The organism is Burkholderia sp. b14 (assembly GCF_900156195.1).
Classification (GTDB): Bacteria; Pseudomonadota; Gammaproteobacteria; order Burkholderiales; family Burkholderiaceae; genus Mycetohabitans.
The window spans coordinates 576986-590947 of record NZ_FTPJ01000003.1; the positions used below are offsets into that span (position 1 = coordinate 576986).

The following is a 13962-nucleotide window of genomic DNA, read 5'->3' on the forward strand; positions in this document are numbered from 1 at the left end:
ATGCGGATAGGGTAGGCGGCGTCTAAGCGACTTTGCCGCCCGTGTCCGGTTAGCGACCGGTCAGGTCGAGAAATGCCTTGTTTGAAGGCCGCAAAAACGGCAGGTAGGTTGGCGGCGGCAACTTGCCCACCAGGCGGGGCGAGATCCCCTTTGGCCCCATCTCTCGAGCCAACATCGCGATAAACAGCGTGATCTCCAACGCGGCGACATGGCGGCCCAGGCAGGTGTGAGGACCGCCACCAAACTGGCAGGTTTCCACCTGGTTCGGTGCCCGATCCATGCCCAGCCAGCGCTCCGGCTTCCAGCTATCCGGATCCGGGTAACGTTCGGGGTTACGAGAAACATGCAGCAGACTGACGCCCACCATCGTGCCGACAGGGACCGTATGACCCATCATTTCAAACTCGGTATGCACCTTGCGCATTTCAAACGGCGCCGGTGGATAGAGCCGCAAAGTTTCTCGGAATATCGCTTCAGCCAGCGGCACTTGCTTGACCAGCTCCTCATGGGTATAAGGCACGCTGTCTAGGCCGGCGACCTGTTGACACAACTGCTGCCAGACGTGTGGATGCTGCGACAGCATTAACGCCGACCACGCCATCACCGCGGCAGTTGTTTCTGAGCCGGCAAAACCCAGGCCCAGGATGTTGTGCACCAGCTCGACCTCAGACATGCCGTTGCCATTATCGTCGCGGCCGAAGATCATCGCCCCGACCAGGCTATCGCGGTCGTTGTTCGCGCGTACCGTGGCAACGATCTGTGACACCCGCTGTTCCAGCCAGCCGCGCGCCTTGCGGCAGCGCCAGGCAGGGAAGCCCGGCAAGTTGATTTTCAGCGGTATCATGCCGAGAAAAAATTCCTCGTACTGGTGACGCCACTGCTCAAGCTCGTGGGTTTCAATACCCATAATCCGGAACACCACCTCCAGCGCAATATCCTTGGTCTGCGGGAAAATCGCCAGTTTGCGCTCGCTGGTCCAATGTTTAAGCCGTTGCTCGACGGTTTCCACCACGAATTGGCCAACGCGCGCTCGGGTCAGCCCTTTCGGGGTAAAAGCATCCATGCTAGCGCGGCGCGCATTGCGATGACGTTGGCCGTCAAAGGCGTTCATCGCTTCACCCGTGATGACCGGCATCTGCTCGCGCAGATAGGAGTTGTCGGTGTACTTATTTTGAAGGATCGCCAGGCCGTCCTCACTCATAATCTGCAGCACGGGTAGCTTAGCGCCGAAATAAGTCCAGAACATCGGCCCGCAAACCGCCTCGGCCTGGCGCAACTCACTGAGCGCATCCTGACCGATCTTATGGACATGGCCCAGCAATGGAATCTTGCCTGGCATGACCGGAAACCCGTCTTTCATCTTCAAGTTCTCGGCGACCGGGCGCGCCACGTTGACCGGCTGATCATTGCGCTCCATGTTGAGTTCGTTTGCCACCACCGGGCTATGTTGCGCTTCTGTGCCCGCCTCTGCCTGCGCCAAGGCGAGCGTATCTGGTTTATGGTTCATTTTATTCCCCGTTATGCATTCGTTAGACTGCTGTGATCAGTTGCTCAAATTGCTCGGCGTCCAGCTCGCCGCTGCTAATGCGGCGATAAAGCATGCTATTGAACAACGGTTGCGGCGTTGCGACGGCCTGCGACGGCTGCGCCATCGCGTGTTCGAACTCGTATCCCGGCAACGCGACGCGATTGCCGCCTTCCGGGTAAAGCGCGCATGTGTCCAACTGCGCGCCGCGACAATAGGCTGCCGCCATCTGCGCGAGTGTGCCTGACGCGGTCCCTATCTCTCCTTCTTCAATACCCTCGAGCGGCGAAATCCAGCAGCAGCCTTGCATTGACAACTCGTCAGTCAGCAATGACTGCAGTCGCGCCACCACCTGTTCGATGGTATCGGCCACTACCGCCGCGCGGTGCGTCAATTGGTGCTCACGCTGCGCTAAGCTGTAGGCCAAATCCTGCAGTTCGAGACTGGGATGAGCGATGGTAAATGCTTTGAACGTTTTCAAGTAGGCTAACAAGCTGTGGCGGCTCGCCGCCGCGAAAACCAACAACTGCGTCTGCCCCTGGCGATGTTTGCGCGGCACTCGATGCTCCAGGTGCTCTTCGACCACCAGGCTGGCATAACTACCGCCAGCGCCAAAGGAATTGATCAAGCAACGGCGCGGCTCACGCACTCCGTCTGCGCTCACCGGTGCCGGCCACGGCGACACCTGCTGTTGCAGATAAAAAGCGCTGCCATCGAGTCGTATATGAGGGTTAGGCGGGTCGGCATTGATCGACGGCGCCAATTGCCCGTGCTGTAACTGCAGTAACACCTTGGTGAGCTGGGAGATGCCCGACGCCGCCTCGAGGTGGCCGATATTTGACTTGACTGTGCCAAGCGCGCAACTGGCGGGCTGCGTATCACCAAACACTTTTTTAAGCGCTGCCACCTCGATTGGATCGCCCAACTCGGAGCCATTGGCCGCCGCTTCGACGTAGTTGATCTGCGCCGGTTCCAGGCCGGCCCGCTGGATGGTCTGCGCAATGAGTCGGGATTGCTGTTGAGTATCCGGAGCCGAATACATCAGCCTGCCACCGCCATGATTGACGCTGGAGCTTTTGATCACCCCGTAGATTCGGTCGCCGTCGGCCATGGCTGCGGCCAAAGGTTTGAGCAGCACGGCGCCGGCACCCTCGCCTGGGATCATCCCATCACCTTGACCGAAGCCTCGGCTAAGATCGCTACTCCCCAGGTAATGAGCCAGTTTGAGCGTCTGGTACTTGGACGGATCAAGGATCAGATTGACGCCGCCGGCGATCGCCATTGCACAGTCATTCTGCAATAGGCTCTGGCAGGCCAAGTGGATGGCGGTCATCGAGCTGGAGCACGCCGAATTCACCGCTAGGCTTGGGCCCTTCAAATCAAAATAATGGGAAATCCGGTTGGGTATCTGCCAGTCAGTGACATTTGACTTGATCGCTGCCCGCTCCAGGCTGCTCTCGGTCCACGGCGATTGGTGATACATCGAGCCTATGAAGACCCCGACTCCTGCCGCGTCGCGCTGCTGGATCCGCGCAATAGCATCGCTGTTGTAACCCGCGTCCTCAAAGGTACGCCAAGTCACTTCAAGCATCTGTCGCAACTCTGGCGACAGGTTGCTTACCTCATCGTGAGGAACGCCGAACAACTTGTGATCAAAATCCTCGACTTGTTCAAGGAAACCGCCATAGTACCGTCCAGTCGCCCACGACTGCGTTCCGGTCAGAGACTGGGCCCAACGCGAACTCGGTGCCTCACTCACACAGTTACGTCCATTGCGTAGATTATCCCAGAAACACGCCAAATCAGCGGCCATAGGATAACGACCACTGACACCAATAATCGCAATATCTCGACACGTCGCGGGCTGTTCAGCGACCGTCGCGGACTGTTCGGCGACCATCGTGGGCTGCTCGACAACGCTTGGCTGCTTGGTCGTCGACATAAGCCGAGCGCTATTGGCCTGGTTGTCGATTGGCTGGACATGACGGGGAGCATGACGCGGCGCACGCTCGTGACTGACCGCCACCGCGGTCACTGGCTGCGTCGCAACCGGGCGCTGGCCCTCCTGGGAAGCCGCAAAATGCTGGGTCAGCGCAGCGCGATGCTCACTCAGAAGGTAGTCCGTTAGCTGATTGATCGTGTTGTATTCAAACAGTATCGTGCGCGATAGCTCACCGGTCGCCTTTTCCAACGCCTGAATCAGGCTGATCTGCAAAATTGAATCGACGCCGTAGCGATCGAAGGCGACATCCCGCTGCAGCCGCTCAGGCGCAATATTGACCAGCTTCGACAACACGTCAGTAATCAGCTGGCGGCACTGCTTGGCTAAGACGGCTTCGTCGACCTCGCCCGTAGCTATCCTCTGCGTCACCACGGGTGCGATGACTTCGACGGGCGCATCCATCGCCACGTCGGTGACGTCGGCGGCAGGCATGACCTGTTGCTGCGCCGGCAGACGCACCACGCCATCACTCACGGCAACGATAATCTGTTGGCCCAGGCAATGACTGCCCGCGACCGGGAAGGCAATGTCGCTAAAGCCCTGCGACTGCAGCAACCGTTGCCAGCTCTCGGGAGACAGACCGGGACAGCCATCGATTCTCAGCGCCTCGTCATCATAGAGCCACCAGCCTTCGAGTAGACCGAAGGTCAGGTGAGTAAACATCGAACGCTCACTGATTTCGTTCAGCAGCAACAAACCGCCATGGCACAACGTAGCTTTGGCATTTTGCAGCGTACAACGCAAGTCTGGCGTAGCGTGCAACACATTGGTGGCAATCACCAAATCGTAGTGATTCGTGTTAATGCCCTGCTCAAAGCAGGCTTTGCTGACGTCAAAAATGGCGGTGCGCAAGTAAGGCGCCTCGGGCGCAAAATGCTGTTCGGCGTGGCGCAGGAAAGCCTGCGACAAATCTGTGTAGCAATATTCAGCGATCTGATGCCGCCACGGCCGCAGTTTGCTGATCAGTCCAGCGGTTGTGCCGCCGGTGCCCGCGCCGATCTCCAAAATCCGCAGCGGCCGGTTGTCCTCAGCATACCGTCGGGCGATATCCACCACGACCTCACCAAGCGCCTCGTTGAAATAATCGGAAATCTTGTTGTTTTTATAGATACCCTCTACCAACGACATGGAGCCGCCAGGGAAGATCACCTCGGTGGCTTGCTTCTCACCGCGCAAGATAGCCGGCAACGCCCGAGAACACGCTTCCACTAGCTGCAACTGAGCATGCAAATCACCATCCCGGCGCCATTCATCGCTAGCCTGACGCCACTGCGACCACAGTGATGCGGCGGCAGGGATGGCCGTCAATAACCGTCCTTGATCGTCAATAGCGCCTGTTTGCGTCAACAACCGCAGGCTTTCCCGCAGCCACCGACGATAAAAAGGATAGGCGTCAAGGTTCGCCGCCACCGCCGGATGGGCGGCAATCTGTTGTTCAGTCAGCGGGCCGTCGCCGGCTAGCTCGCCAATGCAGGCGAAGGTCAGGGCCAGCAACAGTCGGTCCATCTCAGCCGCCGCGCGGTGATGTTGCGGCGGCGGGCCTAGCCTTTGCGCCACGTTTGTCCACACATAAGACGCTGGAGGCTTCTCCAACGGATAACAATGCAGCTGTGTGCCACTGTCGATACCGGCAATGGTCATCGGCTCAAGCAGTTTGATTAAGCCCAACTGTGGCAGCGCACCCGCTAGCAACTGATCAAGTGCCGCCATGCCTTCGTCCGGCTCGATGGAGCCGAGCCCCTGTTCAGCCATCCGTGCTCGATAGCCGGCATTGGCTACCACGCCAACGCTGCCCCAATAGCCCCAGTTGATTACTTTGACTGGGCAACGCCAGTGTTGATTGAGCTGAGCGGCAAAAGCGTCAGCGAACGTGCAGCCGGCGGCGTAATTGCTCTGACCAGCAGCCCTGCTAAAGGCAATCATCGACGAGAAAAACAACACAAAATCCAACGTCGGATTGTCGGCTGGCGTAAAGACCTGGGCCATCCGTACACTGGTCGCCATCTTGGCGTCGAGACAGGCAGTAAACTGCGCTTCGTCCATCTGCTCCAAGCGAGCGTCATCCAGCACTAGCGCTGAGTGCACCACGCCATGGATCGCGCCAAACGATTCGACCACCTGCCGCCTGGCCTGCGCCAACTGCTCAACATCAGCCGCGTCAGCCTGGATATACAACGGCGCCGGAGCGTTGCATGCTTGACTCATTTGCGTCAGCGCCGCCAGCTTGCGATTGATTTCATCATCAGCAGTGCGGCGACCCAGCCAAATCACTCTGGCACGGTAATGACGGATCACGTGACGCGTCCACACTTCACCAATGCCGCCGGCCCCCCCTATCACGACGTAGACGCCGCCTTCGCGGTAGCTCACGCCGTCATCTGTTTGAGCCCGCTGCGCCAGCGGCAATAGCCGTTGGCAAAACCATTCACCATCACGCCAGGCCAAGCATTCGCCGGGCAGCCTCTGCGCAGGCGTTGCGACCGGCAACCCCTGAGCGTCAGCCGGCAGATCGATCAGTTCAACCCGCCAATGTTCATATTCCTTTGCTAGTGACCCCGCCAAGCCATGGCAGGCCGCCTGCTGCGGCGCCAACGGCTCACCGGTACGCACCGCGACGCTGGCTGTCAAGATCAATTGCAGTTCCAACGCTCGCTGCTGATAACCTAGTTGCAGCAGGGCCTTGATCAACCTGAACAACGCCAGCACGCTTGGTTCGTGGCTGTCGATCAACCGCTGATTCGCAAAATCGGTCGACGGTTGCGGCGCCAGCCAAATCAACCGTTGAAACGGCGTGCAAGCAGCCAACTGAGCGGCAATCCCATCAATCGTTGTCGCCAGCGACGGTAAGAATTCGATCTGCGGATGTTGCCCGGCCAGCCAGTTGCGCCGTTCCCCAACCGCGCCAATCGCCAAAGTGGGCAACACTTGCCGGGTTGTGGATGCCTTGTCGGCAACACGCCATTGTGGCGCCAGCAGGCTCAGCCCTGCGGGCAATCTACTGTCAGCGGTGAGCGGCGTCACGCGGGCGCGCGTGCCGTTCAATGGCCGGGAACTGAAACCGCGGAAACTGGCGGCGATGTGCCCTCGCTCATCACACAGCTCGATATCGATCCGCTGCACTGCGCTGCTTTGACCACGACGGTCAACGCTGATCAACGCCCACATGACGGGTCGGCAACGATCATAGACATTCAATTGTTCCAACGCGAAAGGCAGCAGAGTCTCGTTTGGGCCCTCCGTTTGTTGCAGCAATAGTCCGATCGATGCCTGCACCGCTGAGTCCAGCATACCGGGATACATCACCCAGTCGCTGCCCAGCCATTGCGGATCCAGCTCAAGCCTAGCCAGCAGTCTGCCGTCGCCGAGCCACAGCTGCTTGACACCGCGGTGGCTGGGGCCATAGACAATATTAATTGGGTCAAACAGCGAGTACAGCTGCGCAGCATCAACGCTACGCTGCCACGGGCCCGCTGCGAGGGCTTCAAGATCCAGTGGCTCCACGGCCCCGGCAGGGATGACTTGTGCGCTGCCTTTGCAATGCTCGACTGCATCGCCCTGGGCCTGTGAGTAGATCCTGAAATTGATTTTTTGCTGCTCTAGCGCCAGCTCAATATGCAACTCGTTGTGCTGCGACGCCAGCGTATACGGAGCCAACCAGACAATGTTTTTGAATTGCAGCCAACCGTCGGCCAATGGCTGCGGATCCCATGATTGGGCGATCGCCGCCCGAGCCATTTCCAGATAGCCAACGCCTGGCATCGTTGGATGGCCATTGACTTGATGGTCGGCAAACCAACACTCTTGGCCTCGCCAGCGGCTACTGAATCGCTGGCGGTAAAAATCCGATGTATTACGTTCGAGCATCGGGTGCAACCAGCCGTCGCCTGGCACGGGATCAGTGACGGGTACGGTCGCCAAATCCGTCACCCAGTAACGCTCTTGGGCAAACGGATAGCCTGGCAGGCTGAGACGTTGCATCGAGCGTTCATCGCGATAGAACTGTCGCCAGTCGATCGCCAGCCCCTGCGTCCACAATTCCAGTAATTTGTGATACTTGCGCTTGTCAATCCATGCCGCAAGCGCCGCAGCCATGTCCTCATCCTGACGAAACAGCGCCAGCGCCTGGTTATCACCATCACTACGACCGCGATAGACCGCCTTGCCGCTGGCAGCGAAATCGGCAAGCTGGCGCTGTAGATCAGTCAAAGAGTCACTCAGCAGCGCCAGCCGCTCTGGCATCGGATCACGGCCAACCTGCAGCGTGTAAGCCAGATCATCGAGGTAATGCTCTGGGTTGAGCTTCGCCTCAGCAGGCTCCGCGGCAATAAACTCGGCGAGGCGACGTGCATATTCACGCAATTGCTCTGGCGTTTTGGCCGAGAGCAGAATTGGTCGCGCACCGGACGTCACATCGTGCCGAGGGCGCTGCGGCGGTTGGTATTCCTCCAGCAGGATATGCGCGTTAGCACCGCCAAAGCCGAAGGAGCTCACCCCCGCCCGCCGCGGCAACGCATGGCCGTTACTGTCCTTGGCAGCCAGCCAGGGCCGGCTTTGCTGCACGATATAAAACGGACTGTTGTCCAGTTCGATATAGGGATTGAGCGCTTCGCAATGCAGGCTCTTAAACAGCACCTTGTGCTTCAATTGCAGCAATACCTTGATCACCCCGGCAATACCGGCCGCCAATTCAAGGTGCCCGACGTTCGATTTCACGGAACCCACGCCGCAATAGCCTGGCTGCAGTGGGCCAATGCCCAACTCTTCACTCAGCTCGCGAAACGCCATTTTCAGGCCGTTGATTTCGATCGGATCACCCAGTTCGGTACCGGTGCCATGCGCTTCAATATAGCCGATGCTGCGTGGATCGACACCGGCTTGGCGATAAGCCGCTTTTAGCAGCTCCGCTTGGGCTCGCGGGTTTGGCGCAGTCAACGAATTCGCCTTGCCGCCATGGTTTTCCGCGGTGCTACGGATCAGCGCGTAGATGTGATCGCCGTCGGCCTCAGCCTGCGAACGCTTCTTCAGCACAATCATCCCGACCCCTTCGCCCCGGGCGTAGCCGTTAGCCTGAGCCGAGAAGGTTTTACTGCGCCCATCCAGCGCCAGCATGCCCGCTTTATTGAAGCTGATTTGTGCTTCGGGCGCAATGAGGGTATTCACGCCGCCGACGATCGCCATTTGGCAATCTCCGTTGCGCATCGCCTGAACCGCACGGTGGATCGCCACCAACGACGAAGAGCAGGCCGTTTCGACTGGCTCGCTGGGACCATGCAGGTCAAGCAGAAAGCTCATTCGATTGGGGCCGACCGACGGTACCATCGCCGTGGCACTGTAACCCTCAATCGGCACGCCGGTTTTAGCGATCAGGCTGCTGTAGCCCGTCATTCCAGTGCCCACAAAAATCCCGGTACTGCTGCCCGCCAAATCAGCAGTGGCATAGCCCGCGTCTTCAATCGCCAGCCAGACATACGTCATCAGCAGGCGTTGCTGGGGATCCATCAGCTGAGCTTCCCGCGGCGAAATACCGAAGAACAACGGATCAAAGTGGTCCACGCCGTGGATAAAGCCACCCCATTTGACGTTGGTCTTGTTGGCCTGCTGATGCGGATCACCATAATATTCACGCCAGTCCCAGCGATCGGCGGGAATCTCGCTGATACAGTCCCGGCCGTCCGTCAGATTGCGCAAGAACTGCTCAACATCGTCGGCCATTGGGAAGCGGCCGCTGACGCCGATCACAGCAATCTCATCCTCCTCTGCAGGTTTGCTCGGAACAGAAGAGGCAGCCGTATGAACGGAAGATTGCGCGACTGTCAGTGGGCGCCGCTTGAGCACCGATCTTGGCGCCGGGGCACTATGCTGCTGCGGCGTTGAAGGCGATGGCTTGAACTGCTGTTGTGGCGCTGTGGATTGCGGCGATAGCTTGGCCGCGAGCACGCTACCGTGCTCGCGTTCCAGGTAAGCAGCAAAACGGTCAATCGTGGCATGTTCAAAAAAGATTGTCGGCACCAGGTTCAGTCGCCATTGCTGCTTCAAAGTGCTCGCCAGCGCGGTGAGGCTGATGGAGTCGAAGCCGTATTGGCTGAACTCGGCATCGATACGAATCTCTGCGGCAGGAATTTTCATCTGCTGGGACACGAGGTCGATCAGCGCGCGGCGCAGTGGCTCTGCCCATGACACCCCAGCGTCGGTTGACGACGGCGGCGCTACGTCTTGGTGTTGCGGCTCGTTGTCGTGCGCGAGCGCCATATCGGCATCGTCGCGGCCGGTCACCAGTGCGCTCATCTGCTCACGTCGACCGTTCATCACCAGCAATTGCGGCTTATCCCATGCAAAGCATTGGCACAGCGCATGAATTCCGGCATTAGTGGGCATCGCCACCATGCCGGTGCTTTCTGCCATTTGCTGCGCAATCGTCTCGTCTACCTTCATGCCGCCTTCTTTCCACAGCGGCCAATTGATCGACAGGCTACGGCCGCTTCGCCGTCCCTGCTCGACCAGCCGGCTGCGGTACGCAGCGTAACGGTCGACAAAGGCGTTCGCTGCCGCATAGTCGGCCTGGCCGGTATTGCCGATCACGCCGGTACCCGACGAAAAGAAGATCATGAAATCCAATGGCAGCTCGGCAGTGGCTAAATCCAGGTTGCGAGCGCCGGCCACCTTGGCTGCCATCACTTGTTTCAGTTCATCATCCCGCTTATTGATCAGCAGGCTGTCTCGGATCACGCCGGCGCTATGCAGCACGCCATTAAGGCGGCCATATTTGTCACCAATCCATGCAACCAATCGCTGCACCGCGTCGCGGTCGCTGACATCCAGCTGCCGGTATGCAATCGTGTTTCGGCCCGCGTCGATCTCAGCCACGCGCTGCGGGTCTACCGCAGAGCGGCCTGTCAAAATCAATGTGGCATCGTTGACGTTAGCCGCCATCGCGCGGGCAAAAATCTGTCCGAGGCCACCAAGACCGCCGGTAATCAAATAGACGCCGTGATCTTTCCATGGCGTGCCGACCGCTAAATCCATCGTCGGACAAGGGTGCCAGCGTTGCACTTGGCGCTGCCCTGCCTGGTAACGGATTTCGACGTCGCCGGTGGCAGCATTTTCCTTGAGCCGCTGCGCCAACGATTGCGGCTCGTCCAACTCAATCAATTGACCAGCCAAGTTCGGCGCTTCGAGTTGCAGGCTGCGCAGCATGGCCGCTAGGCCGCCGATCATCCGATCGCCTTTGGGGTTGTAGAGCGCCAGCTGAATCAGTGAACGTCCACTGGTGCCCCGACCGAGTAACGTCCGAATCTGCTGCAACAGCGCCAGCGCTGCCTGTTGGTAATCATCGGCTGGATCCTGCTGCGGCACGGCCAGTAACTCGCAGCGGCAATCAGTACCCTGCGTGACTAACTGGCGTTGCACGTCGGCAATACATTGCTCATCAAAGCCGCTGAGCAACACAAATTGCTCGTTAAAGTCGACCGTTTTACGGTGACTGGCCGCCTCGTCGATCCACTGCGGCTGGAACAGCAGCGTTTCTGTCAGCGGTTGATCGGTCGCGGCCTGATCACTGTGGTCGCCGAGCACCCGGGAGGTAAACCCTTGCATCAGCACGCAAAGCTTGCCCTGCTGATCAAAGAGCTCGATATTGAGTCGTTGCAAGCTGGTGTCGGGCTGCTGATCATCGCGCCGCTCGGCATAGGCCACCCTGGCCCACATCCGCTCGCTGCAGCGGTCCCATATCTGCAAGCGTTCAAGCGCAAAGGGCAGCGCCGGCCGCGTCGCCGGCGGCAAATTGCCTCTATCGCCTTCGGGAAGCACGACGTCGGCGCCGAGACTCAGCGCGATCGCTGCTTGGAGCGCCGAATCCATCAGTGACGGATGCAGCAGATAGTCATTCAGACTGTCCTGTTGGCAGGACGGCAACGCAAGTTCCGCCAATACCTCTGAGCGCCCCAGCGCAATCGACTGCAAGCCTTGGTAAGCCGGGCCATGCTCAAATGTCATCTCCCGATAGGCTTGGTAGCATTGTTCAGCGCTCAACCGGCCACCTTCCATCCTAGCCTTCAAAGCCGTCAGATCAACTTGGCGCTGCGCAGAAGGCTCAGGAAAACTTGCCAAGCCTTGGCTGTGCAACACGGGTTCACCCAACCCAAGGCCTGACAGCGGATCATAATCACGGCTAGTGATCTCGAAGCGGATCTGATTGTCCTCTTCCAGCGTTAACTCAATGTCAATTTGCCGCGCTTGGCCGTCGATGATTAACGGCCGCAACCAGACGATATCGCTCAATACCGGCTGCCGTGCTGTCCCCGCCAAGCCGTTGGCAGCCATCGCCACCGCGGCTCTGGCCATTTCTAAATGACCGACGCCGGGGAAGATCTGCCTTCCACCCACCACATGCTGCTTGAGGAAAAATTCTTCGCCCTCAAACACGGTGGTAAAGCGCTGGCTTAGCAGATCTGAAGTATTTCGCGTCAGGAACGGATGCAGACGGCCCACGCTAAGACTAGGTGCCGCGCCGACATCGCCTCCCGCCGTACCCCGACGTGCAGGCGGTATCCAGAAATCCTGCCGAGCAAAAGGATAAACCGGAGCGTGAATACGTCGGGCATCGGCATCATAGCGACGGTTAAACGCGTTCCAATCGACATGACCGCCCGCCACCCAGGCTTTGGCCAGGCGTTGTAAGTCAGCATGATCGTCGGTAGACGGCAGTTCGACAGCCGAATGCTCGCCTGTGCCGATTTGCCCGTGCCAGGCGTGCTCAGATGCACGGCCGTCCAGCCAATCATCGAGCTGCTGTGTCAGTTGGGCTTTGTCGATGCACAGAAACATTAACCGATGATCCTGCGCCAGCCGGCCCGTTTGCAGCGTATAGGCGAGATCCGCAAGCCGAATCGCCGGATCGGCCAACGCTTCGCGCACTCGGCGAGCATAGTGCTTGAGACTATCGGCGGTGCGTGCCGATAGCGGCAAGAGCCGCGGCCGTGACACCTCAGCGCTGGTCGCAGCGGCCACTTCGACTGCCTCGCGAACCACGATATGCACATTGGTCCCGCTGTGGCCAAAGGAATTGAGCGCCGCCATTCGCAGCCCCGTGTCACCGACCGGCCAGTCTTTCAGCTCGCGATGGATATTAAACGCCGAGTCCGCCAATGCTATCCGGGGGTTCAGTTGCTCAAAGTTCAATAAACCTGGCAACTGCCCGTATTTCATTGACAGTAGGATTTTGATTAAGCTGACCACACCAGCGGCCGCTGAAGTGTGGCCGATATGGGCTTTGGCGCTGCCCAACGCACAGTAGCCGGTATCCGCGGTGAACCGCCGAAAGGCCCGGGCCAGTGCATTGACCTCCACCGGATCGCCAAGCGGCGTGCCGGTACCATGGGCCTCGACATAACTAATCTGCCGCGGATCAATGCCAAAACGTCGATACAGTTCGCTGATCAGCCGCTCCTGAGCCTGGCCGCTTGGTGCAGTAATGCCGTTACTGGCACCGTCCTGGTTCATGCCCGAAGCACAGATCACCCCATAGATCGGGTCACCGTCAGCTATCGCTTCCGGTAAGCGTTTGAGGGTCACCATGCCGACCGCTTCCGACAATACGATGCCATCACTACGACTATCGAAGGTGTGGCAGCGCCCAGTGGGCGACAGCATATCCATCTGCGACAAGCTAACCAGGCTTGGCTCGCCGAGCGTAGCAAAAACCCCGCCGGCCAATGCCAGATCCGTCTCACGGTTGCGCAGGCTTTCACAGGCCAGATGGATGGCCACAGCCGATGATGAGCAACCCGTATTGACGACCAGCGCCGGTCCTTTGAAGTCGAGAAAATAGGACAGTCGTGACGCGATAATCGCATCGGAGGCGCCGATAAACGTTTCGTGGAAGTAACCCGTCGGCTCGGCGCCGACAAAGATTCCCACCGGCTGGTTCCGGAAACTTTTGGGGTTGTAGCCTGCATCTTCCAACGCCTTCCAGCTTTCCTGCAGGATCAGCCTTTGATGCGGATTCATCGATTCCGCGTCACGGGGCGAAATATTGAAGAACAGCGGATCAAAGTCATCCCGCTGCTCGAGCACGCCCCCCCATTTGCAATAGGTCTTGCCGGGCTGGCGCTGCGGTGAGTAGCTGCGCCGGGCGTCCAGATAGCGCTCGCCCAATTCAACGATGCCATCAACGCCAGTGCTGAGGTTACGCCAGAAGCGCTCAACGTTGTCAGCCGCGGGAAACTGTCCCGCCATGCCGATGACTGCGATTTCGATAGGCGCCTGCGCCCGCTCAATGCCGGGCACCGGTTTATCCGCTGCTCCGGTCCGCTCTGTCCCTAGTGTAGTGGGCGCAGCTTGCAGTCGTTGCAGCCGCTGTTTGGCCTCGGCCACGGTGATCTGGCGATTTTGAAGTCCGGCAATGATGGATTGGAATTCTTGGCTGCTCATTATGTCG

The 13962-nt window shown here is 59.0% G+C and carries 2 protein-coding genes; both read right to left on the reverse strand.

The features are described 5' to 3' along the window. Nucleotides 1–49: 49 nt before the first annotated feature. Nucleotides 50–1507, reverse strand: coding sequence for a cytochrome P450 (locus B0B13_RS07275; RefSeq protein ID WP_083703674.1), 1458 nt, complete (start codon nt 1505–1507; stop codon nt 50–52). A gap of 22 nt (nt 1508–1529) precedes the next feature. Next, nucleotides 1530–13955 carry an SDR family NAD(P)-dependent oxidoreductase gene (locus B0B13_RS07280; RefSeq protein WP_076795379.1) on the reverse strand — a complete coding sequence of 4142 codons (12426 nt, stop codon included), beginning with the start codon at nt 13953–13955 and terminating at the stop codon, nt 1530–1532. Between the last annotated feature and the right edge of the window lie 7 nt (nt 13956–13962).